Origin of the sequence: Rhizobium sp. RU35A (assembly GCF_900156005.1) — a bacterium.
GTDB classification, from domain to species: Bacteria; Pseudomonadota; Alphaproteobacteria; order Rhizobiales; family Rhizobiaceae; genus Neorhizobium; species Neorhizobium straminoryzae.
The window spans coordinates 58,214-80,911 of the sequence record NZ_FTMR01000016.1; the positions used below are offsets into that span (position 1 = coordinate 58,214).

Genomic DNA, 22,698 nt, shown 5'->3' on the forward strand with positions numbered 1-22,698 from the left:
TTCCCTTTCACGGCGACCGCCGGCCGTCTCGGCGGTCAGTGTGCATCGAGGCACCGATGCGCCTTACGTCCACGTCGCCTCAGGCCGCTTCGCGGAACCGGTAGCCTACGCCGTAGAGCGTTTCGATCATATCGAAATCGCCGTCAACCATTTTGAACTTCTTGCGAAGGCGCTTGATGTGGCTGTCGATGGTGCGATCATCGACATAGACCTGCTCGTCATAGGCAGCATCCATCAGCGCATCGCGGCTCTTCACCACGCCGGGACGCTGGGCCAGCGAATGCAGGATGAGGAATTCGGTGACGGTCAGCGTCACCGGCTCGCCCTTCCAGGTGCAGGTATGGCGCTCCTGATCCATGGTCAGCTGGCCGCGCTCCAGCGTGCGGGCCTGCTGGTCGGCGGCAGCCTTCGGCGTGCCCGGTGCGGCTCCCGGCGCATCGCCCTTCATCGAGCGTCGCAGGATGGCCTTCACGCGCTCCACCAGAAGGCGCTGTGAGAAGGGTTTGGTGATGAAGTCGTCGGCGCCCATCTTGAGGCCGAACAGTTCGTCGATCTCCTCGTCCTTGGAGGTGAGGAAGATCACCGGCAGATCGGATTTCTGGCGCAGGCGGCGCAGCAGCTCCATGCCGTCCATGCGCGGCATCTTGATGTCGAAGATCGCCAGATGCGGCGGGCGCGCCAGAAGTCCGTCCAGCGCAGAGGCTCCGTCGGTATAGGTTTCGACGCGATAGCCTTCCGCCTCAAGCGCAATGGACACCGAGGTGAGAATATTGCGATCGTCGTCCACCAACGCAATGGTCTGCATTCTGTCTGTCTCCGCCATTCTGCACGCATCTCCTGGATTGTGGCCCAGCCGGGCTCATGCCCGGTTGCTGCGTTTCATGGGGATAAAGGTGGAACAAATTGTGGCAAAGATAAAGGGGGCGGTGGTTCGGGTTGTTCGTCCACGCTGCGACAGGGAGGCATTCAAACCGATTTAAAATGCCAAAAAAGTTTTTAAATCGATTAATTATTTGATTTTATTACATTAATTCAAGAATCAGCTTGCACTTTTTTAAACCCGTCGCTAGCCTTCTCCCAACATCAACGTCAGCTTAAAGGAAAGCGCGACATGGAGGAGTACGGAGTTCACAATCCGTCGAATGGCCTTTCTGCCCTCGGTCTGGTGGGTGCTTCGCACGTCCACTACAATCTGAACGAGAGCGAACTCTATGAAGCCGCGCTGCGCAACGGCGAGGCCGAGCTGACGATCGACGGGGCGCTTCGCGCCGTCACGGGACAGCACACCGGCCGCTCGCCGAAGGACAAGTTCGTGGTGCGTGATGCCAGCACCGAGCCGCATATCTGGTGGGACAACAACAAGCCGATGTCGCCGGAGCATTTCGAGCTTCTGCGGCAGGACATGCTGGCCCATGCCGCCGGCAAGACGCTCTATGTGCAGGATCTCGTGGGCGGTGCCGACCGTGACTACGCGTTGCCGACCCGTGTCGTGACCGAGCTTGCCTGGCATGCGCTCTTCATCCGCAACCTGCTGATTCGCCCGGACCGGTCGACGCTTCCTGCCTTCCAGCAGAAACTGACGATCATCAATCTGCCGAGCTTCCGCGCCGATCCTGCCCGCCACGGCTGCCGCACGGAAACCGTGATCGCCTGCGATCTCGCCAATGGTCTCGTCCTGATCGGCGGCACCTCCTATGCCGGCGAGAACAAGAAGTCGGTCTTCACGGTGCTGAACTACCTGCTGCCGGAAAAGGGCGTCATGCCGATGCACTGCTCGGCCAATGTCGGTCCGGATGGCGATGCCGCCGTGTTCTTCGGCCTGTCGGGCACCGGCAAGACCACGCTGTCGGCCGATCCGAACCGCACGCTGATCGGCGATGACGAGCATGGCTGGGGCGAAAACGGCATCTTCAACTTCGAAGGCGGCTGCTATGCCAAGGCGATCCGCCTGTCGGCCGAAGCCGAGCCGGAAATCTATGCCGCCACACGCCGCTTCGGCACCGTGCTGGAAAACGTGGTGATGGACGAACGCCGCGTCCCGAACTTCGATGATGCCTCGCTGACGGAAAACACCCGCAGCGCCTATCCCCTGCATTTCATCCCGAACGCCTCGGACACGGGTCTTGCCCCGCATCCGAAGACGATCATCATGCTGACCGCCGACGCCTTCGGCGTGATGCCGCCGATCGCCAAGCTGACGCCCGAGCAGGCCATGTACCACTTCCTCTCCGGTTACACCGCCAAGGTGGCCGGCACGGAAAAGGGCGTGACCGAGCCGGAAGCGACCTTCTCCACCTGCTTCGGCGCTCCTTTCATGCCGCGGCATCCGACGGAATACGGCAACCTGCTGCGTGACCTGATCGCTCTTCACGGCGTCGATTGCTGGCTGGTCAACACCGGCTGGACGGGTGGCGCCTATGGCGTCGGCCGCCGCATGCCGATCAAGGCGACGCGTGCGCTTCTGACGGCGGCCCTCACCGGGGAGCTGAACAAGGCCGAGTTCCGCATCGACGCCAATTTCGGCTTTGCCGTGCCGGTCGCCGTGCCAGGTGTCGAGACCGCCATTCTCGACCCGCGCTCGACCTGGGCCGATGGCGCCGCCTATGACGCCCAGGCCACCAAGCTCGTCAACATGTTCATTTCCAACTTCACGAAGTTCGAGAGCCATGTGGACAGCACGGTACGCGATGCTGCCCCTGGCCTGCTGGCCGCAGCCGAGTAACGACTCACGTGGAACATCGCAAGCCGTCGAGGTGCAGAGCCTCGGCGGTTTTCTTTTGTCCGCGCTTGTGAAATAGAGAGGATATGGCCAGCGATCCTCTCGTCATCAGCAACCGCATTACTCTTGCCGGATGGGAACTGACGGAACAATTCGTGCTGGCCGGCGGACCGGGTGGACAGAATGTCAACAAGGTCTCCACCGCCGTCCAGCTGTTCTTCAATCTGATGGGCTCGCCGGCGCTTTCCGATCGCATCAAGGAGAATGCCGCGAAACTCGCCGGCCGCCGCCTCACCAAGGAGGGCGTGCTGATCATCGAGGCGAACCGGTTCCGCAGCCAGGAGCGCAACCGCGAAGACGCGCGCGAACGGCTGAAGGAACTGATTCTCGAAGCCGCCAAGCCGCCGCCGCCACCGCGCCGCAAGACGAAGCCGACCAAGGGTTCCGTCGAACGGCGGCTCAAGGAAAAATCGGGCCGCTCGGACATCAAGAAGATGCGCGGCCGCCCGGACGGCGACTGAGGTTCCCATGGTGCTGATGGTCAATGGCATCGCGTATCATGCCGAGACGCTCGATCGCGCGGCGCAGGAGCATCTGGTCGAGGTGATTCGCGCCGTGGTCGGGGAGGCCCCGCTCTATGTACCGGTGATGCCGGGCACGGGACAGTCGATGTCGGTGCGGATGACCAATTGCGGGCCGCTCGGCTGGGTCACGGACAAGGCCCGCGGCTATCGCTACCAGGAGACGCATCCGGTGACGGGGAAAGCCTGGCCCGCCATGCCGGCAGAACTTCTGGCGCTGTGGGATCGGTTTTCCGGCTATCCCAAGCCGCCGCAGGCCTGCCTCATCAACTTCTATGCCGACGAGGCCCGCATGGGCCTGCATCAGGATCGCGACGAGGAGGATCTTGAGGCGCCGGTTGTCTCCATCTCGCTCGGCAATGCCTGCCTGTTTCGGATCGGGGGGCGCATGCGGAGCGACAAGACAACGTCCCTGCGCCTGTCGAGCGGCGATGTCGTGGTGCTTGGCGGGGAGGGCAGGCTTGCCTTCCACGGCGTCGACCGGATCTATCCCGGCACCTCCACGCTGCTGAAGAATGGCGGACGCATCAATCTCACCCTGCGGCGGGTCCATCGCTGACGATGCAGATGCATCGTGGGCGATCCATCGCGTGTGATCGATCGCCTACAGCTTGCGCAGCGCAACCGTTTCGATGAAGTGATTGCTGCCCTTGCGCAGAATGAGGTCTGCCCGGGGGCGGGTCGGCAGGATGTTCTGCCGCAGGTTCTTCAGGTTGATGTTTTCCCACAGACCTTCGGCGATGGCCAGCGCTGCCGATTCGTCGATCGTCGCATAGCGGTGGAAGAAGGAGGTGGGATCGCGGAAGGCCGTCTGGCGCAGCCGCATGAAGCGTTCCACATACCAGTTGTGGATCTGCCGTTCCTCGGCATCGATATAGATCGAGAAATCGAAGAAGTCCGAGACCATCGGCACGATGGTGCCGTCGGCGGGCAGGGTGCGCGATTGCAGCACGTTGATGCCCTCGAAGATCAGGATGTCCGGCCGGTCGATGATCGCATATTCATCCTGCAGCACGTCATAGGTCAGGTGCGAATAGCGGGGGGCCCGCACATCCGGCTTGCCGGCCTTGATCGCCGAGAGGAAGCGCAGCAGCGCGCCGATGTCGTAGCTTTCCGGAAACCCCTTGCGCTCCATCAGGTTTTCACGGCGCAGCACCGCGTTCGGATAGAGAAAGCCGTCGGTGGTGACCAGATCGACCTTGGGGCTGGAGGGCCAGCGGGCCAGCAATTCCTTCAGGATACGCGCCGTGGTGGACTTTCCCACCGCGACCGAGCCGGCAATGCCGATGACGAAGGGTGTCTTCACCTGATCCGACAGGCTGAGGAAGCGGTTGCGCTGCTGGAAGAGCAGTTGCGAGGCTTCCACATGGGCCGACAACAGGCGCGACAGCGACAGATAGATGCGCCGCACCTCGTCAAGGTCGATCGGATCGTCCAGCGAGCGCAGGCGCTTCACTTCGTCCGCCGTCAGCGTCAGAGGCGTGTCGGCGCGAAACTTCGCCCATTCCTCTGACGTAAACAGGAAGAAGGGGGAGTAGTTTCCGGCGGGGGCGTGCTCTGGCGGGATATCCGATTCGATGGGCTGTGTGGCGATCGTCATGAGGGCTGTCGGCTCGCCTTTTCCTGCAGGCCCGATTGGGCGGTGCGACGTTGAAGCTCTTGCAGCACATCCTGCAACGGAACGCCGGCAATCTTCAATACGACCATCAGATGATAAATCAGATCCGCGGCTTCGGCCGTCAGGTTCTCGCGGTCGTCGCGCAGCGCCGCAATAACCGTCTCGACGGCTTCCTCGCCAAGCTTCTTTGCCGCCTTGTCCTGGCCGGCGGCCACCAGCTTGGCGGTCCAGGATTGCGAAGGGTCCGCCTTGGCGCGCTCGGCCACGATCGCTTCCAGATCGCTGAGGGAAAAGTCGCTCATCTCTGTCTCCTCAGTCCAGACGCATCGCAATGCCGTGCTCGGCCATGTAGCGCTTGGCCTCGCCGATGGAATAGGTGCCGAAATGGAAGATGGAGGCGGCGAGCACGGCCGTCGCGTGGCCTTCCTTCACACCCGCCACCAGGTCGTCGAGCGAACCGACGCCGCCGGAGGCGATCACCGGCACCCGCACCGCATCGGCAATCGCGCGCGTCAGTTCGAGATCATAGCCGATCTTGGTGCCGTCGCGGTCCATCGACGTGACCAGCAACTCGCCGGCCCCGCGCTCGACCATGCGCACGGCAAACTCCACCGCATCGATGCCCGTCGCATTGCGGCCGCCATGGGTGTAGATTTCCCAGGCGCTGGCATTGTCCTGACCCGGACCCTGCGTCCGCCGCCGCTTGGCATCGATCGACACGACGATGCACTGGTTGCCGAACTTGTCGGCGGCTTCGGCGACGAAATCCGGATTGTTCACGGCCGCCGAATTGATCGACACCTTGTCGGCGCCGGCAAGCAGCAGCTTGCGGATATCGGACACGGCCCGCACACCACCGCCGACGGTCAGCGGCATGAAGCAGTGCTCCGCCGTCTGGGCCACCACCTCGAAGATGGTGTCGCGATTGTCGGAGGAGGCGGTGATATCGAGGAAGCAGAGCTCGTCGGCGCCCGCCGCATCATAGGCTTTCGCTGCCTCGACCGGATCTCCCGCATCGATCAGATCGACGAAGTTGACGCCCTTGACGACACGGCCGTCCTTGACGTCCAGGCAGGGGATGACGCGGGCTTTCAGGGTCATGCACGGCCTCCCTTGGCAGCGCGAATGAGGGCGAGCGCTTCCGCCGGGTCGATGCGCCCGTCATAGAGGGCGCGGCCGGAGATGGCGCCTTCGAGCCGTGCCGCATCCGGCTCCAGCATGCGGCGGATGTCGTCGAGCGAGGCGAGGCCGCCCGAGGCGATCACCGGGATCGAGACGGATTCGGCCAGCTCCAGTGTGGAGGCCCAGTTGATGCCGGCGAGAATGCCGTCGCGGTCGATGTCGGTGTAGATGATTGCGGCAACGCCGGCGCCCTCGAATTTCTTCGCGAGTTCCACCACGCCGAGTTCGGAGGCCTCCGCCCAGCCCTCGACGGCCACCTTGCCGCCCTTGGCATCGATGCCGACAGCGATCTGGCCTGGAAATTTCTGGCAGGCCTCGATGACCAGCGCCGGATTGCGCACCGCCACCGTGCCGAGGATGACGCGGGCCAGCCCGCGCGAAAGCCAGGCTTCGATATGATCGAGCGTCCGGATGCCGCCGCCGAGCTGTACCGGGTTCTTCGTTGCCTTCAGGATGGCATCGACGGCAAAGCCGTTGCGACTTTCACCGGCAAAGGCGCCGTCCAGATCCACCACATGCAGCCATTCGAAACCCTGGTCCTCGAAGGCACGGGCCTGGGCGGCGGGGTCGGGATTGTAGATGGTGGCCTGCTCCATGTCGCCAAGTTTCAGGCGCACGCACTGGCCGTCTTTCAGGTCGATAGCCGGGAAAAGGATCATGTCAGGGCTTCCAGCGCAGGAAATTCGAAATGAGGGCAAGGCCGAGCGTCTGGCTCTTTTCCGGATGGAACTGAGCGCCGGCCGTGTTGTCATGGGCGACGAAGGCAGTCACCGCGCCACCGTAATCGGTGGTCGCCACCACATCATGCGCGTTCTCGGCTGCCAGATGGTAGGAATGCACGAAATAGGCGTGCAGCCCGTCCGGGCCTGTCGGGATGCCCTCGAACAGCGCATGCGGCCGGTTGAGCGTCAGCGTGTTCCAGCCGATCTGCGGGATCTTCAGCGTCGGATCGGACGGTGTCATTTCCGTCACGTCGCCACGGATCCAGCCAAATCCTTGCGTCACGTCCTTCTCCAGGCCGCGCGAAGACATAAGCTGCATGCCGACGCAGATGCCCAGAAAGGGACGGCCCTTGCCCTTGACCGTCTCGAACAATGCCTCTTCCATGCCGTCCACCGCGGCAAGTCCACGACGGCAATCGGCATAGGCGCCGACGCCCGGCAGCACGATGCGGTCGGCGGCGGCCACCATCTCCGGCCGGTCGGTCAGCGAGATCTCGGCCTCGAGACCGGCCTCACGGGCGGCGCGTTCGAAGGCCTTCGTTGCGGACCGGAGATTGCCCGATCCGTAGTCGATGATTGCAACGCGCATCAGCGTCCTCCACCAATGTCAAAAAGCCCAAGCGCCGGTCCGCCATGGGCGAACCCCTGGGCGGACCTCTGGGCGGGCGGGGAGAGTTTGTTCCAGTCGGTCACCGGCACGAATGGCTTTGGCGCTTCGGCGGGAAGGCTGGAAAAGTAGATGGTCTCGGCGGTCGCCAGGTCCGGTGCCGTCACGACGTCGCAGAGTGTCCAGCCGCGTCGGACAAGTGTCGTCACCCGGATATGGCGACCCTCCAGGCCGATCAGAAGGGCAATGCCGAACTGCATGAGCGCCCCCGCCCAGAACAGCCCGGGCTGATCGCCGAGCCATACGGCAAAACCCTGCGCCAGAAGCGTGGCGATGCCGGCCAGCCAGCAGCGGCCGATCAGCAGCCAAAGCGCCGGAAACAGGAAGCCGAGCCAGGTGAAGCGGTCCGCCACGAAGCGGGTCGAGGCGTGGTCGCGATCCGGCCCCTGCGGCGGTGTCAGAACGATAAAGCTGGTCAAGGCTCCTCCTGACGGCGTCAGACCAGCGTGCCCTTGGTCGAGGGAACGCGGCCCGCCTGGCGCGGATCGATTTTGGTGGCGGTTCTCAATACGCGGGCCACGGCCTTGAAGCAGGTTTCCGCGATGTGGTGGTTGTTGGCGCCGTAATGGTTCAGCACATGCAGCGTGATGCCCGCATTCTGGGCCAGCGCCTGAAAGAATTCCCGCACCAGTTCCGTATCGAAACTGCCGATCTTCGGCGCGCTGAAGGCAACGTTCCAGACGAGGAACGGCCGTCCGGACAGATCCACGGCGGCCTTGGTCATCGTCTCGTCCATGGCAAGGTCGATCGAGGCATAGCGCGTGATGCCGCGACGGTCGCCCAGCGCCTTGGCAATCGCCTGGCCGATCGCGATCCCGGTATCCTCCACCGAATGGTGATCGTCGATATGCAGGTCGCCCTTGCAGTCGATCTCCATGTCGATCAGCGAATGTCGCGACAGCTGCTCCAGCATATGGTCGAAAAAACCGATGCCCGTCTCGATTTTCGAAGTGCCGGTGCCGTCCAGATTGACGGTTACGGAAATCGAGGTTTCGTTCGTCTTGCGCGAAACGGAGGCGCGGCGCTCGCTCATACTGGTCACCGGAAGCTTGGGCACGACATGATCTGCGCTGCTTATCAGCCGCGCCGCTGCGGTGCAAACGATTCCGGCAGTCAATCGGCCGCCACCGCTGAGCGGACGGATTTGCAATCCTTGGAGCACCACTTACATGTGCCTCAACAGCCGGAATGAACCGGCAGCAGAGAGGCCCCTATGGGCCCACAGGTGTGAATATGACGACAATCATTACCGTGCGGAAAGGCGGAAAGGTCATCATGGCCGGCGATGGCCAGGTGAGTCTCGGCCAGACCGTGATGAAGGGCAATGCGCGCAAGGTGCGCCGCATCGGCAAGGGCGAGGTGATCGCCGGTTTCGCGGGCGCGACCGCCGATGCCTTCACGCTCCTCGACCGCCTGGAAAAGAAGCTGGAGCAATATCCCGGCCAGCTGATGCGTGCCGCCGTTGAACTTGCCAAGGACTGGCGCACCGACAAGTACCTGCGCAATCTGGAAGCCATGATGCTGGTGGCCGACAAGAGCGTGACACTCGCCGTGACCGGCAATGGCGACGTGCTGGAGCCCGAGCATGGCACGATCGCCATCGGTTCCGGCGGCAATTATGCCTATGCGGCAGCGCGCGCCCTGATGGATTCGGAAAAATCTGCCGAGGAGATCGCCCGCCAGGCGCTCGCCATTGCCGCCGATATCTGCGTCTATACCAACCACAATCTCGTGGTCGAGACGCTGGACGCCGAATAACCCTTTTACATGACAGGAACGGGTCCATCCGGTCGGGCTTGATGAGCCGTCCGGAACAGGGACGCCGAAGAGGTTAACACATGACGACTTTTTCCCCCCGCGAGATCGTCTCGGAGCTGGACCGCTACATCATCGGCCAGCATGACGCCAAGCGCGCCGTGGCGATTGCGCTGCGCAACCGCTGGCGCCGCCAGCAGCTCGACGAGAGCCTGCGCGACGAGGTGATGCCGAAGAACATCCTGATGATCGGCCCGACCGGCGTCGGCAAGACGGAGATTTCCCGTCGTCTCGCAAGGCTGGCCGGCGCGCCCTTCATCAAGGTGGAAGCCACCAAGTTCACCGAGGTCGGCTATGTCGGCCGCGACGTGGAGCAGATCATCCGCGATCTCGTCGAGATCGGCATTGGGCTGGTGCGCGAGAAGAAGCGCGCCGAGGTGCAGGCCAAGGCACACCAGAGCGCCGAGGAGCGCGTGCTCGATGCGCTGGTCGGCTCCACGGCATCGCCCGCGACCCGCGAAACCTTTCGCAAGAAGCTGCGCAATGGAGAGCTGGATGACAAGGAGATCGAGGTCGAGGTGGCCGATACCGGCTCGGGCATGCCCGGCTTCGAGATCCCCGGCATGCCGGGCGCGAATATCGGCGTGCTGAACCTGTCGGATATGTTCGGCAAGGCGATGGGCGGCCGCACCAAGAAGGTGCGCACGACGGTCGCCAAGTCCTATGGCGATCTGATCCGCGACGAAAGCGACAAGCTGATCGACAACGAGGTCATCCAGCGCGAGGCGGTGCGTTCCGTCGAAAACGACGGCATCGTCTTCCTGGACGAGATCGACAAGATCGCCGCCCGCGATGGCGGGCTCGGCGCCGGCGTCTCTCGCGAGGGCGTGCAGCGCGACTTGCTGCCGCTGGTTGAAGGCACGACAGTGTCGACGAAATATGGACCGGTGAAGACGGACCATATTCTCTTCATCGCCTCAGGCGCCTTCCATGTGGCCAAGCCCTCCGATCTTCTGCCGGAACTGCAGGGTCGCCTGCCGATCCGCGTCGAGCTGAAGCCGCTCTCGAAGGAGGATTTCCGTCGCATCCTGACGGAGACGGAGGCGAGCCTCATTCGCCAGTACAAGGCGCTCATGGAGACGGAACAGCTGTCGTTGGACTTTACGGAGGACGCTATCGATGCGCTGGCCGATGTGGCCGTGCATCTCAACTCCTCGGTCGAGAACATCGGCGCCCGCCGACTGCAAACGGTGATGGAACGGGTGCTGGACGAGATTTCGTTCAACGCGCCGGATCGCTCCGGCACCGCCGTGACGATCGATGCGGATTACGTGCGCCAGCATGTTGGCGATATCGCTGCCGACACGGATCTCTCCCGTTATATTCTCTAGCGGGTAAGCGGCGAGGCGTGGCAAGCAGGCAACGGCCCATGCCGCTCTCTACCCCATGACGGGAAATTGAAAGGCGCGGGCTCGACTCCGCGCCTTGTTTTTCAGTAAGGCAGCACGCAACATGAGCAAGATGCAATGTGCATGCGTGATTCGTCGGCGCTTGCGGGGTCAGGACGGCCAGCTCATCGATTATCCTGGGATGCTCAATCTTGCGACGTTTCCTGCTCGCCCTGCTGATGATCCTCGCCTGGAGCGCACCGCCCGCGCTGGCTGGTGGACTGATCGTCGTGCCGCCTGGCAATCGCAATCTGGAACAGCCGAAGGTGCCTGGTGCATCGATCCGCCGCACGAAGGCGGGACGCACCACCTTCGACGACAAATACGACAAGATCATCGAACTCTTGTCCGACAGTCCGTCGCTGATGTCCAAGATCAAGCAGACGGCGCGGCAGTACGACATTGACCCCGTCCACATCATCGGGGCGATCGTCGGCGAGCACACCTACAACGTGGATGCCTATGACCGCCTGCAGTCCTACTATGTGAAGGCCGCCGCCTATGCGGGCGACAGCTTCCGATTCGGCTACCGCGACCAGACGATCGGTGCCTTCGTCGCCCGTCCCGAATTTGCCGGCTGCCGGTCCGAGGATGATTCCTACAAGCTCTGGAGCTGCCGAGAAGCGGTGTGGGAAAAGGTGTTCCGCGGCAACACCGTCGATGGTGTCAGCTATCCCGACAACCGCTTCAGCGCCGTCTTCTTCCAGCCCTTCTTTGCTGGCCAGACCTTTGGTCTTGGACAGATCAATCCGCTGACCGCGCTGATGCAATCGGATCTCGTGGCGCGCCGTTCGGGTTATCCGAAGCTCGATGCATCCGATGCACGCGGCGTTTATGCCGCCATCATGGATCCGGACAAGTCGCTCGCCTATGTGGCGGCCACCATCCGCCGTTCGATCGATGACTATGCCCAGATCGCCGGCATGGACATTTCCGGCAATCCGGGCATCACCGCGACCCTCTACAATATCGGCAACTCCGCGCAGCGTGCCGCCACTCTTGCCGCCCGCAACCGGTCCGGCGGCCTGACCTGGCCGGAGGAAAATTATTACGGCTGGCTCGTCAACGACAAGCTCGCGCAATTGAAATCGCTGCTCTGACGCATGATATGTGGATCTCCTTGCGACAGGAGATCGGCTGATGGATAGGCGTCCGGAACCCTTCGAGCCGCCGGCGCCCATTCCGCGCACGGTGCCGCCCGGCCGTCTGGAGATCATCCGCACGGTGTTCCGCAATCCGCTGGAACTGTGGGGAGAGCCATCCTACACGCTGCCCTGGATCGAGACGCAGTTCTTTTCCGAGCGAACGCTGATCGTCAACGATCCCGGCCTCATCCGCCATGTGCTGGTGGACAATGCCAGCAACTACGAGATGTCGGAGATCCGGCAGCTGATTCTCAGACCGATTCTGCGCGATGGCCTGCTGACGGCCGAGGGACCTGTCTGGAAGCGCTCCCGCAAGGCGATGGCGCCGGTCTTCACCCCGCGTCACGCCCGCGGCTTTGCCGGCAAGATGCTGGCGCAGTCAAAGCGCTATGCCGAGAAATATCAGGACATCGGCCCGGAAGGGCGCATCGAGGACATTGCGGTCGACATGACCGAGCTGGCCTTTGCCATTCTTTCGGAAACCCTGTTTTCCGGCGACATCGTCACGCAAAGTGAGAATTTTGCCGATGACGTCGACAATCTCCTGCACCGCATGGGGCGCGTCGATCCGATGGATCTGCTGCGCGCGCCGCCCTGGGTGCCGCGGGTCACGCGCATCGGTGGAGCAAAGGTGCTCGGAAAGTTCCGCGAGATCGTGCGGCTGACCATGGAAAAGCGGCGCGCCATGATGCGCGCCGACCGGGCCGCTACGCCGGACGATTTCCTCACGCTACTGCTGGAACTTGACGGCCCGGACGGGCTGACGCTGGACGAGATCGAGGACAATATCCTCACCTTCATCGGTGCGGGGCACGAAACGACAGCCCGGGCGCTTGCCTGGACGCTTTACTGCGTCTCGCATTCCCCGCATGTGCGCGACGCGATGGAGGAGGAGATCGACCGGGTGCTTGCGACTGGTGCCGAGCCCGTGGACTGGCTGGACCTGATGCCCCATGTGCGGGCCGCCTTCGAGGAGGGCATGCGGCTTTATCCGCCGGCACCCTCCATCAACCGTGCCGCGATCAGGGATGACAGCTGGACGGCGCCGGACGGGACCGAGGTGGCGATCCGCGCCGGCACGACGATTCTCGTGATGCCCTGGACGCTGCATCGCCATGCGCTCTATTGGGAAAAACCACGTGCCTTCATGCCGGAGCGCTTCCTGCCGGACCAGCGCGGCAAGATCCATCGCTTCCAGTATCTGCCCTTCGGGGCGGGCCCGCGCGTGTGCATCGGTGCGACCTTTGCGATGCAGGAGGCGGTGATCGCGCTTGCCGTGCTGATGTCGCGGCATCGTTTCGAGGCGCTGCCGGGCATGGACCCCTGGCCGGTGCAGAAGCTGACCACCCAGCCGCGCGACGGGCTTTCGATGCGGGTCGTACCGCGTCCCCGCAACGCCTGAGACCGGTCTTCAGCCTGCCGCAACCATCGGCATCGACCAGCCAGCCGGGCGTTTCCCGTCCTGCGCTTGTCTGCCATGTTCCTGCGACATGGCGAACCGCCATCCCACCAAGGCTGCATTGACTAAGCCGTCCCGGCGCGCAAGAACCACAGACATCATGCAGAACAATGGAGGATCGGATGAGCCGCATCGAGAGACAGGGTCTGGCTATAGACGAGGCACTGCACGCCTTTCTGGTAAACGAGGCGCTGCCGGGGTCCGGCATCGAGGCCGATGCCTTCTTTGCAGCACTGTCCGCCTTGGTCCATGATCTGGCACCGAAGAACCGTGATCTCCTCGCGCGCCGCGATGCGTTGCAGGAGCAACTGGACGAGTGGTACCGCAAGAACGGCGCGCCCGGCGACGGCGTGGCCTACGAAGCCTTCCTGCGCCAGATCGGCTATCTTCTGCCGGAAGGACCGGATTTCCAGGTCGCGACCGAGAATGTCGATCCGGAGATTGCCGAGATTGCCGGCCCGCAGCTCGTCGTTCCGGTGATGAATGCACGCTATGCCCTGAACGCTGCCAATGCCCGCTGGGGCTCGCTGTATGACGCGCTCTACGGCACGGATGCGATTGCCGAAAGCGATGGCGCCGAAAAGGGTGCCGGCTACAATCCCGTGCGCGGCGCGCGCGTCATTGCCTGGGTGCGCAGCTTCCTCGACCAGTCGGTGCCGCTTTCCGGTGCCGCATGGTCCGAGGTGACCGGGCTTGCCGTGGATGGGGGAGCACTTGTCGTCACGGCCGGCGACAAGGCCGTGTCGCTTGCCGACCCGGCCCAGTTTGCCGGCTATCGCGGCCCGGCCGATCAGCCGACCCATGTACTTCTGGTCAGGAACCGCCTGCATGTGGAAATCCGCGTCGATGCCTCCACGCCGATCGGCAGGGACGATCCGGCGCATATCTCCGATGTCTGGCTCGAATCGGCGATCACCACCATCATGGACTGCGAGGATTCGGTCGCAGCTGTTGATGCCGAGGACAAGGTCGTCGTCTACCGCAACTGGCTCGGTCTGATGACAGGCGACCTCACGGAAGAGGTCGCGAAAGGCGGCAAGACGTTCATCCGCGCGCTCAACCCGGATCGCAGCTATACCGCGCCGGACGGCTCCAGCCTCGTGGTGCCGGGCCGTTCGCTGATGCTGGTGCGCAATGTCGGCCACCTCATGACCAATCCGGCGATCCTCGACCGCGACGGGCGCGAGGTGCCGGAGGGGCTCATGGATGCCATGGTCACCGCGCTGATTGCGCTGCGCGACGTCGGCCCGAATGGCCGTCGGCAGAATTCCCGTGCAGGCTCGATGTATGTGGTTAAGCCGAAGATGCATGGTCCTGACGAAGTGGCTTTTGCCTGCGAGATCTTCACGCGCGTCGAGCAGGCACTCGGCATGCCGGCCAACACCATCAAGATGGGCATCATGGACGAGGAGCGCCGGACGACGGTCAACCTCAAGGAATGTATCCGCCAGGCCCGCGAACGCGTCGTCTTCATCAATACCGGCTTCCTCGACCGTACCGGGGACGAGATCCACACCTCGATGGAAGCGGGCCCGATGATCCGCAAGGGCGACATGAAGCAGGCCCCCTGGATCGCCGCCTATGAAAACTGGAATGTCGACATCGGCCTTGCCTGTGGCCTCTCCGGACGCGCCCAGATCGGCAAGGGCATGTGGGCCATGCCGGACCTGATGGCTGCCATGCTGGAGCAGAAGATCGCCCATCCGAAGGCCGGCGCCAATACCGCCTGGGTTCCGTCGCCGACGGCCGCGACGCTGCATGCCACGCACTATCACCGCGTCAGCGTGGCGGACGTCCAGGCTGGCCTCAAGTCGCGGGCCCGCGCCAAGCTCTCCGACATCCTCTCGGTACCCGTGACCTCGCGGCCGAACTGGACGCCGGAAGAGGTGCAGCGCGAGCTGGACAACAATGCCCAGGGCATTCTCGGCTATGTGGTGCGCTGGGTCGATCAGGGCGTCGGCTGCTCCAAGGTGCCTGACATCAACAATATCGGCCTGATGGAAGACCGTGCGACGCTGCGCATTTCCGCCCAGCATATGGCCAACTGGCTGCATCACGGCCTGGTCACCGAAGCGCAGGTGGTGGAAACCATGAAGCGCATGGCGGCCGTCGTGGACCAGCAGAACGCGGGTGATCCGCTCTACCTGCCGATGGCCGGTCGGTTCGATGATTCGGTCGCCTTCCAGGCCGCGCTTGATCTGGTGCTGAAGGGTCGCGAACAGCCGAACGGCTATACCGAACCGGTCCTGCATCGCCGGCGGCTGGAAGCCAAGGCACGGCGTACCTGACGAGCGAAGGCGGCGGCCTGCCCGTCCGCCGCCGTTCCATCAGGCAATGGTTGCCTCCGATAGGCCTTGCGCCCGATCCTCTCCTACGAGGAAGAGCCCTTCCTGTGGAACGAGGGAACTTCAAAACAAAAAAACGGCGCGGGTGACGCGCCGTTTTTTTGTTCATGTCTCTGGCAAGCGATCCTTACTGGATCACGACCACCTTGGTTTCGCGGCCGGGACGCACGCGGTTGTAGAGGTCGATCACGTCCTGGTTCATCAGGCGGATGCAGCCTGAAGAGGCGGCAGTGCCGATGGAAGCCCATTCCGGCGTGCCGTGCAGGCGAAACAGCGTATCCTGCCCCTTTTCGTTGAACAGATACATGGCGCGCGCGCCGAGCGGGTTGCTGAGGCCCGGGCCCATGCCGTCATCGACATAGCGGGCGATGTCCGGCTTGCGCACCGCCATTTCCTTGGGCGGATGCCAGGTCGGCCATTCCTGCTTCCAGGCCACATAGGCCTCACCCGACCAGGCAAAACCCTGCTTGCCGACGCCGATCCCATAGCGCATCGCCTTGCCGTTCGGCAGGACGTAATAAAGGAAGCGCTCCTGCGTGTTGACGATGATCGTGCCCGGCTGTTCCTTGGTGTCGAAATCGACGATCTGGCGGTGGAATTTCTTGTCCAGACGGCTGATCGGGATCGCCGGCAGCGGATAGCCCGCATCCGTCACCGGGCCATAGGCATCGGAAAAGATCGCATTCGTCTGCGTCTTGACCGGCGCGGCGGCTGCCACGGGCACGGTCTTGGTTTCGGAAGTCGTCGAGCAGCCGGTCAGGGCGAGCATCGCCGTCAGGCCGGATGCAATCATGCAGGTGCGAATGCGCATGGAGAAGATCTCGTGGGATAGGGGTGGAAGCAAAGATGCTGTCATCCATCTTTTGATGGACGGTTTATTTTCCATTAGAACAAGGTTGGCAAGGCGGGCGCGGGTGCCAAATGAATGCGGTGCGACAAATGAAAAATTCATTGCCTTTTTGCAACAGACACACGTGTCGAGAGCGGACGAAACCATGACACTTGTTCAGATTGGCCCTAACAATCCGTTAATAGACGGGCGCCAGTCGAATCGCGCGCTGATGGTGCGCCGCGGCGTACAGGTGCTGCTGAACGATATGCGCCATGCGGTGATTGCCGAAATGACGTTGGCCAACGGGCGGCGGGCTGACCTGATCAGTCTCACTGCCAAGGGCGAGATCTGGATTGTGGAAATCAAGACATCGGTCGACGATTTTCGCAGCGACCGGAAATGGCCGGATTATCGCGATTTCTGCGACCGGCTGTTCTTTGCCACCCATCGGGACGTGCCGGCCGAGATCTTTCCGGAAGAGTGCGGCTTCCTCCTCTCAGACGGCTATGGGGCGCATCTGCTGCGCGAGGCGCCCGAACATCGCCTGGCGCCGGCGGCGCGCAAGGCGGTAACACTGCAGTTTGCACGCCTCGCCGCCCAGCGGCTTCTGTCAGCCGAATGGGCGACGGGCAAGACGTTTGAGGAGGGCTGACGCCTATTTCGGGGCGCGCTTCGCCAGGATGCGCTGCAGAGTGCGGCGGTGCATGTTGAGCCGGCGGGCGGTTTCCGACACGTTGCGCTCGCACATCTCGTAGACGCGCTGGATGTGCTCCCAGCGAACCCGGTCCGCCGACATCGGATTTTCCGGCACATCCGCCTTTTCGCCCGGCCGCTGGGTCAGCGCCGCAAACACGTCGTCGGCATCGGCCGGCTTCGACAGATAATCGACGGCGCCGAGCTTCACGGCCGTCACGGCGGTCGCGATATTGCCGTAGCCGGTCAGCACGATGACGCGCGTATCCTCGCGCCGCTGCCGGATCGCCTCGATCACGTCGAGGCCGTTGCCGTCACCAAGCCGCAGATCCACCACCGCATATTTCGGCGGCCGCGCCTTCGACCTGGCAATGCCCTCGGCCACCGATTCGGCCGTCTCCACCTGGAAGCCGCGACTTTCCATGGCGCGCGCCAGGCGGCGCAGGAAAGGTGCATCGTCGTCCACGATCAGAAGGCTGGCATCCGGCCCAAGCAGATCCGGGGTGTTTGCGTCGATCTTGTCTGCCGTCATTGTCCTGTCTCCACCGGGCTTTGTTCTTCTGTGTCTACGATGCGCCGGGCGCATCGGGTCAGCCCATCCATCCTGCTCATGCCTTCATCTCCATGACCGCGCGCGGCCAGACGATCCGCACACGGGCACCTTCATGATCCGGTCCGCGATTGGAGAAGATCAGGGTGGCGCCGGATCTTTCCAGCAGGGTCTTGGCGATGAACAATCCAAGCCCCAGGCCTCCGGCGCGCTCGTCCTCGCGGCTGCGGGTCGACATGTATGGTTCTCCAATATGGGTTAACACATCGGGTGCGAAGCCGATGCCGTCATCTTCGATGGTGATGGCAACCTTATCCGCATCGTGCTCCACCGTCACGGTCACCTTTTGCCGCGCAAAGTCCACTGCATTTTCGATGAGATTGCCAAGACCGTAGAGAATGCCGGCATTGCGCTGCCCGACGGGCTCGCCGGCCCGACCGCTGGGCTCAATGACATCGAGCGTAATGCCGAACTGCCGGTGCGGCGCGGTCACCTCCTCGATCAGCGAGGATAGCGGCAGGCGGCGCATGTGTTCCTCGTTCTCGGCCGAAAGCGAGGTCAGCCGGCGCAGGATGTCGCGGCAGCGTTCGCTCTGGCTGCGCAGCAGCGCGACATCCTCGCCGAAGCGCTCGTCGCCCGCCAGCTCCCGCTCCATCTCCTTGGCGACGACGCTGATGGTGGCGAGCGGCGTGCCGAGTTCGTGGGCGGCGGCGGCAGCCAGCCCATCCAGTTGCGACAGGTGCTTTTCCCGCTCCAGCACCAGTTCGGTCGCGGCCAGCGCATCGGCCAGAAGCACCGCCTCCATCGAGACGCGATAGGCATAGAAGGCGGCAAAAGACATCATCGACACGATGGCGCACCAGATGCCGAGCTGCATGACCGGATAGATGATCAGGATTTCGTCCCGATGCCAGGGAACCGGATAGGGTGAAATGGTGATCAACGTGGTGCAGCCAATCGCAAACAGCAGCAGGAACAGCGAGTGCCGGAGCGGCAGCGAAGCAAAGGAGATGATGACAGGCACGCAGAGCAGGGGGGCAAAGGGATTGGCAAGCCCCCCGGTGATGAACAGCAGCCCGCTCATCTGCAAAAGATCGAAGCCGAGCAGGGCAAGTGCGGCAAGGGGCTTCAGCCGGTGCGTCGGCGGATACCAGAGCGACAGCACCAGATTGACCAGTGCCAGCGCGGCAATCAGGATCGCGGTTTCGCCGACCGGCAGCGAGAAATGCAGCACCAGAGCCACGAACAGCACCGTCAGCGTCTGACCGGCCACCGCCAGCCAGCGCAGCCACACCAGCGTCTGCAGGCGCATGCTGCGATTGGCCCGCCCGAACTGGGCATGCCGGATCGACGGATTGTCCGTCCGCGTGTCCCGTTCAGGTTCCGCGGGGCTTCGCGCGATGGGTGGGAGCCGCATGGGCAGGGTCCTCCGGCCAGGGATGTTTCGGATAGCGTCCGCGCATGTCGGCCCGCACGTCTTTCCACGAGCCTGCCCAGAAGCCCGGAAGGTCGCGCGTCGTCTGGATCGGCCGATGCGCCGGCGAGGTCAACTCCAAAAGCAGGGGGAGGCGACCATCTGCCACGGCCGGATGGCTCTTCAGCCCGAACAGTTCCTGCACGCGGATCGCCAGCACCGGCTCGTCGCCGTCATAGCGGATCGGATGGCGCTGGCCGGTCGGCGCTTCGAAATGCGTCGGCGCCAGCCGGTTCAGCTGGTTGCGCACCTCATGCGGGACAAGCAGCCGCAGGCCTTCCGACAGACTGCCCGAATCGATCGAGTCGAGGCTGCTGCGGCCGGTCTGGAAGGGCACGAACCATTCGTCGAGCCGCGCCAGCAGCGCCTCGTCGGAGACATCTGGCCAGGGTGCGCCGATCCTGCGGTGGAGGAAGCCCAGCCGTTCGCGCAGCTGGTCGGTATCCTTTGAAAATGGCAGGCGGGCGAGCCCCAGTTGCCGGATGCCGTCCGCCAGCGCTTCGGCCGCCTGCTGGCCGGTTGGGCGGGGCAGCGGCGTTTCTTCCAGAACGAGCGCGCCAAGCCGCACCGCCTTGCGGGCCCGCACCTGACCGCTTGGCCGGTCGAAATAGCCTTCCTCGCGTCGCTCGATCGCCCCGGCCAGTTCGGCCTCGACGGTTGCGCGGTCGATCTCGGCGGCGGCGAGAATGCGGGCCTGGGCCGCACGGCCGGTCAGATCGGCAATCACCAGCATGCGGGAGGCGGAGAGCCGCTCCGTCTCCGGCAATTCCGCGCCGCGGCCATTCGCCATCACGAAACGGCCGCGCGCGCCGCGTTGCAGGGCAACCCGGTCGGGATAGGCATGGATCAGCAGCGCGCCGGCCTCGACAGGCTGGTCGCTCCTCTCCGCCTTCGGCAGGCTTTCCGCCAGGCGACGGGCGAGCTGGCGGGCCGCCTCGGCCCGTTCGCCCCGTTCGCTGCGAAACCGTTTCAGCCGCTGATCGAGATCGACATCCGGCCCGCCCAGGCCCTGTTCCGTCATCAGCACCGCCAGCTGGCAGGCCGTCAGCGCCTGGCCCTGTTCGGCCCCCGCCAGCGCCATGGCCGCCAGCCGCGGCGGGAGTGACAGGCCGCGCATAAGCTTTCCGCGGGCCGTCAACCGGTGTTCGCCGTCGAGCGCGCCCATCATGCGCAGCAACTGCCGCGCTTCGGCCAGCGCCGGGGCCGGGGGCGGATCGAGGAAGGCGAGATCGGCCGGATCCTGCACCCCCCAATGGGCGAGGTCGAGCGCCAGCGCGGAGAGATCGCTGGCGAGAATCTGCGGCGGAGTAAAGGCGGGCAGGGCAGCCGTCTGGCCGGCATGCCAGAGGCGGATGGCGATGCCGGGCTCGGTGCGGCCTGCGCGACCCGCCCGTTGATCGGCCGAGGCACGCGAGGTGCGCACCGTTTCCAGCCGGGTGATCCCGGTTGACGGTTCGAAGACCGGCAGGCGCTGCAAGCCGCTGTCGATCACGATGCGCACGCCGTCGATGGTGATCGAGGTTTCGGCAATCGAGGTCGCCAGTACCACCTTGCGGGTCCCGGCAGGAACTGGCCGGATGGCCAGATCCTGTTCCTTCTGGGTGAGATTGCCAAACAGCGGCGTGATCATCGTCTCCGGCGGCAGGCGCCCGGCAAGCCGTTCTGCCGTGCGCAGGATTTCGCCCTGCCCGGGCAGGAAGGCGAGGATCGAGCCCGTCTCCTGCCGATGCGCTTCCAGGATCGCCCGGGCCATCGCATCCTCGATCCGCTCGCCCGGGTCGCGGTCGCCATGGCGGATTTCGACCGGAAAGCTGCGCCCTTCGCTGAGAACCACCGGCGGATCGCCGAGCAGCTGTGCGATCCGCTCGATGTCCAGTGTCGCAGACATCACCAGCAGCCGCAGATCCTCGCGCAGGGCACCTTGCGCATCGAGTGCCAGCGCCAGACCGAAATCCGCATCCAGCGAGCGTTCGTGAAATTCGTCGAACAGCACCGCCGAGATACCGGAAAGCTCGGGATCATCGAGGATCATCCGGGCGAAGACGCCTTCCGTCACTACCTCGATCCGCGTTGCGGCTGAAATCCTGGTGTCGAGGCGCATGCGATAGCCGACGGTTTGGCCGACGGTTTCGCCGATCAGGCTTGCCATGCGGCTTGCCGCGGCGCGCGCCGCAAGTCGTCGCGGCTCGAGCAGGATGATCCGGCCGCTGCACCACGGCTGCTGCAGCAGGAAGAGCGGCACCAGCGTCGTCTTGCCGGCGCCCGGAGGCGCCGACAGCACGGCACGGGAGCTGCCGGCCAGTGCCTCGCCGATCTCCGGCAGCACATGGCTGACCGGCAGGCTTGGCAGCGTAAAGGGCATTTTCGTCATGCGCCGGCCTTTGCAAGCCATGCCGTCTCATAGGCCAGAATCGCGCCGGCCAGATCCTCCAGCGCAGCACCCACCGATTTGAACAGGGTGATCTCTTCGGCGTGCCGACGTCCGGGATGACGCGCGGCTGTCAGGTCGAACAGATCTGCCTGTATATCATCGAGCGTGATGACGCCGCCTTCGAGCGGCTGCACCAGATCGCCGCCCTCGTGCAGAGCGCCCTCGCGGGTATCCACGAAAATGCGGGCGCGACGCACGGCCTCGTCATCGCTTTCGCGCATTTTTGGCGTAAATGCTCCCACCAGATCGAGATGCGCGCCGGGCTTCAGCCAGGCGCCGGAGACGAGCGGTTCGCTCGACAGCGTGGCGCATGAGATGATGTCGGCGTCACGGCAGGCCTTCTCAAGGTCATCGGCTGCCACGGCATCGAATCCGGCGCGCCGCGCTTCCTCGGCCGTCGCCTCCGCCTTGCTGCGGTCGCGTCCCCAGATGGAAATCTGCTGCAATGGCCGAACCGCCGCATGGGCGGCGATCAGGTTGAGGGACAGCCGACCGGTGCCGACCATCACAAGGCGGCGGGCGTCGGGCCGGCTCAGAAAGCGGGAGGCGAGTGCGGATGTCGCGGCGGTCCGCCGCGCCGTCAGTTCGCCGCCTTCGATCAGGGCCAGCATTTCCCCGCTCTTGCCCGAGGAGAGCAGGTAGCGCCCGATGATGGTCGGCAGCGCTCGGCGGTGGTTGTCGGGAAAGAGATTGAGAATCTTCACGCCGGCGAAGCGGCCGGGCTGCCAGGCAGGCATCAGCAGCAGGGTGGCATGCGCCTCGCCCGGTACCTCCATCGCATGATGATGGCGCAGTGGCACCACGCATTCGCCCGCGAACATCGCCTCCACCGCCCGGATCAGATCCGGAAAGGGAAGGGCCTCGCGTGTCTCTCTTTCGTCCAGAACCAGCATGGCAATCCCGTCATGTCATCAAACAAGGCTGCAGATTAACGGTGCGGCAAGGCTTCCGGAACGGGGCGCGAGAAAAATGACAGTTTTTTAAAAATACGGATTGACGCTTTGTGTGGTGGCTCGTATAAGCCGGTTCATCAACGAGGGCGGCGGCGCTGCTGGCGACGGTGTCTCTTGTTCTGGC

At 63.9% G+C, this 22,698-nt stretch carries 22 protein-coding genes; 9 read left to right on the plus strand and 13 right to left on the minus strand.

Translation table 11 applies throughout. The features are described 5' to 3' along the window. Positions 1–79: 79 nt before the first annotated feature. Complete coding sequence (locus tag F3H95_RS24585) at positions 80–805, minus strand: response regulator transcription factor (RefSeq protein WP_143125238.1); 726 nt, start codon at positions 803–805, stop codon at positions 80–82. Positions 806–1,111: 306 nt separating this feature from the next. Here F3H95_RS24585 and F3H95_RS24590 point away from each other — a divergent pair, with 306 nt between their 5' ends. The 3 genes from F3H95_RS24590 (at position 1,112) to F3H95_RS24600 (ending at position 3,859) form a co-directional block, all read left to right on the plus strand. After that, positions 1,112–2,722, plus strand: coding sequence for a phosphoenolpyruvate carboxykinase (locus tag F3H95_RS24590; protein WP_149747884.1), 1,611 nt, complete (start codon positions 1,112–1,114; stop codon positions 2,720–2,722). 83 nt (positions 2,723–2,805) lie between these two features. Beyond that, the gene (gene arfB, locus F3H95_RS24595; RefSeq protein WP_143125236.1) at positions 2,806–3,240 is read left to right on the plus strand and encodes an alternative ribosome rescue aminoacyl-tRNA hydrolase ArfB; all 435 of its coding nucleotides are present in this window, start codon (positions 2,806–2,808) and stop codon (positions 3,238–3,240) included. 7 nt (positions 3,241–3,247) lie between these two features. Then, positions 3,248–3,859, plus strand: coding sequence for an alpha-ketoglutarate-dependent dioxygenase AlkB (locus F3H95_RS24600; protein ID WP_149747885.1), 612 nt, complete (start codon positions 3,248–3,250; stop codon positions 3,857–3,859). Between the two features lie 45 nt (positions 3,860–3,904). On the opposite strand, the gene coaA is transcribed toward F3H95_RS24600, so the two are convergent. Genes coaA through hisB form a run of 7 tightly spaced genes read right to left on the minus strand, consistent with a single transcriptional unit; the run spans position 3,905 to position 8,522 of the window. Further along, positions 3,905–4,900, minus strand: coding sequence for a type I pantothenate kinase (gene coaA / locus F3H95_RS24605; RefSeq protein ID WP_143125234.1), 996 nt, complete (start codon positions 4,898–4,900; stop codon positions 3,905–3,907). Beyond that, positions 4,897–5,220 (minus strand): phosphoribosyl-ATP diphosphatase, encoded by a 324-nt coding sequence (locus F3H95_RS24610; RefSeq protein ID WP_143125233.1) that lies wholly within the window; start codon positions 5,218–5,220, stop codon positions 4,897–4,899. Before F3H95_RS24610 ends, coaA begins: the two co-directional genes overlap by 4 nt. A gap of 10 nt (positions 5,221–5,230) precedes the next feature. Then, on the minus strand, positions 5,231–6,019 hold the full coding sequence (gene hisF, locus F3H95_RS24615) for an imidazole glycerol phosphate synthase subunit HisF (RefSeq protein WP_143125232.1): 789 nt from the start codon (positions 6,017–6,019) through the stop codon (positions 5,231–5,233). Beyond that, on the minus strand, positions 6,016–6,759 hold the full coding sequence (hisA, locus tag F3H95_RS24620) for a 1-(5-phosphoribosyl)-5-[(5-phosphoribosylamino)methylideneamino]imidazole-4-carboxamide isomerase (RefSeq protein WP_143125231.1): 744 nt from the start codon (positions 6,757–6,759) through the stop codon (positions 6,016–6,018). The genes hisF and hisA overlap by 4 nt, the downstream gene beginning before the upstream one ends. A 1-nt stretch (position 6,760) precedes the next feature. Further along, a complete protein-coding gene (gene hisH, locus F3H95_RS24625) occupies positions 6,761–7,411 on the minus strand; it encodes an imidazole glycerol phosphate synthase subunit HisH (RefSeq protein ID WP_149747886.1) in 651 nt (216 codons plus the stop codon). Beyond that, the gene (locus tag F3H95_RS24630; protein ID WP_188134475.1) at positions 7,411–7,908 is read right to left on the minus strand and encodes a DUF2628 domain-containing protein; all 498 of its coding nucleotides are present in this window, start codon (positions 7,906–7,908) and stop codon (positions 7,411–7,413) included. The genes hisH and F3H95_RS24630 overlap by 1 nt, the downstream gene beginning before the upstream one ends. Before the next feature lie 17 nt (positions 7,909–7,925). Beyond that, positions 7,926–8,522 (minus strand): imidazoleglycerol-phosphate dehydratase HisB, encoded by a 597-nt coding sequence (gene hisB / locus F3H95_RS24635; RefSeq protein ID WP_149747896.1) that lies wholly within the window; start codon positions 8,520–8,522, stop codon positions 7,926–7,928. A gap of 200 nt (positions 8,523–8,722) precedes the next feature. Between hisB and hslV the strand changes: the two genes are divergently transcribed. From hslV to F3H95_RS24660, 5 genes are all read left to right on the plus strand, one after another. Then, on the plus strand, positions 8,723–9,247 hold the full coding sequence (hslV, locus tag F3H95_RS24640) for an ATP-dependent protease subunit HslV (protein WP_143125228.1): 525 nt from the start codon (positions 8,723–8,725) through the stop codon (positions 9,245–9,247). An 80-nt stretch (positions 9,248–9,327) separates the two neighbouring features. Further along, positions 9,328–10,635: an ATP-dependent protease ATPase subunit HslU gene (gene hslU / locus F3H95_RS24645; RefSeq protein ID WP_149747887.1), complete on the plus strand. Its 1,308-nt coding sequence runs from the start codon at positions 9,328–9,330 to the stop codon at positions 10,633–10,635. Between the two features lie 209 nt (positions 10,636–10,844). After that, positions 10,845–11,792 carry a DUF1402 family protein gene (locus F3H95_RS24650; RefSeq protein WP_185969801.1) on the plus strand — a complete coding sequence of 316 codons (948 nt, stop codon included), beginning with the start codon at positions 10,845–10,847 and terminating at the stop codon, positions 11,790–11,792. A 40-nt stretch (positions 11,793–11,832) separates the two neighbouring features. Next, complete coding sequence (locus F3H95_RS24655; RefSeq protein ID WP_149747888.1) at positions 11,833–13,239, plus strand: cytochrome P450; 1,407 nt, start codon at positions 11,833–11,835, stop codon at positions 13,237–13,239. 179 nt (positions 13,240–13,418) lie between these two features. Continuing rightward, entirely contained in the window at positions 13,419–15,584 is a 2,166-nt protein-coding gene (locus F3H95_RS24660; RefSeq protein ID WP_149747889.1) for a malate synthase G, read from the plus strand. A 184-nt stretch (positions 15,585–15,768) separates the two neighbouring features. Here F3H95_RS24660 and F3H95_RS24665 read toward each other — a convergent pair whose 3' ends face one another. After that, positions 15,769–16,452: a L,D-transpeptidase gene (locus F3H95_RS24665; protein WP_143125224.1), complete on the minus strand. Its 684-nt coding sequence runs from the start codon at positions 16,450–16,452 to the stop codon at positions 15,769–15,771. A 184-nt stretch (positions 16,453–16,636) separates the two neighbouring features. Between F3H95_RS24665 and F3H95_RS24670 the strand changes: the two genes are divergently transcribed. Continuing rightward, positions 16,637–17,125, plus strand: coding sequence for an MmcB family DNA repair protein (locus tag F3H95_RS24670; RefSeq protein WP_143125257.1), 489 nt, complete (start codon positions 16,637–16,639; stop codon positions 17,123–17,125). A 3-nt stretch (positions 17,126–17,128) separates the two neighbouring features. On the opposite strand, the gene F3H95_RS24675 is transcribed toward F3H95_RS24670, so the two are convergent. The 4 genes from F3H95_RS24675 to F3H95_RS24690 all read right to left on the minus strand — a co-directional run bounded on the left by F3H95_RS24675 (position 17,129) and on the right by F3H95_RS24690 (position 22,514). After that, positions 17,129–17,698, minus strand: a complete 570-nt coding sequence (locus F3H95_RS24675; protein ID WP_143125223.1) for an ActR/PrrA/RegA family redox response regulator transcription factor — start codon at positions 17,696–17,698, stop codon at positions 17,129–17,131. A gap of 76 nt (positions 17,699–17,774) precedes the next feature. Further along, positions 17,775–19,133 carry an ActS/PrrB/RegB family redox-sensitive histidine kinase gene (locus tag F3H95_RS24680; protein ID WP_143125222.1) on the minus strand — a complete coding sequence of 453 codons (1,359 nt, stop codon included), beginning with the start codon at positions 19,131–19,133 and terminating at the stop codon, positions 17,775–17,777. Further along, positions 19,093–21,561 carry an ATP-dependent helicase HrpB gene (hrpB, locus tag F3H95_RS24685; RefSeq protein WP_149747890.1) on the minus strand — a complete coding sequence of 823 codons (2,469 nt, stop codon included), beginning with the start codon at positions 21,559–21,561 and terminating at the stop codon, positions 19,093–19,095. The genes F3H95_RS24680 and hrpB overlap by 41 nt, the downstream gene beginning before the upstream one ends. After that, positions 21,558–22,514, minus strand: a complete 957-nt coding sequence (locus F3H95_RS24690; RefSeq protein WP_149747891.1) for an ornithine cyclodeaminase family protein — start codon at positions 22,512–22,514, stop codon at positions 21,558–21,560. The genes hrpB and F3H95_RS24690 overlap by 4 nt, the downstream gene beginning before the upstream one ends. Between the last annotated feature and the right edge of the window lie 184 nt (positions 22,515–22,698).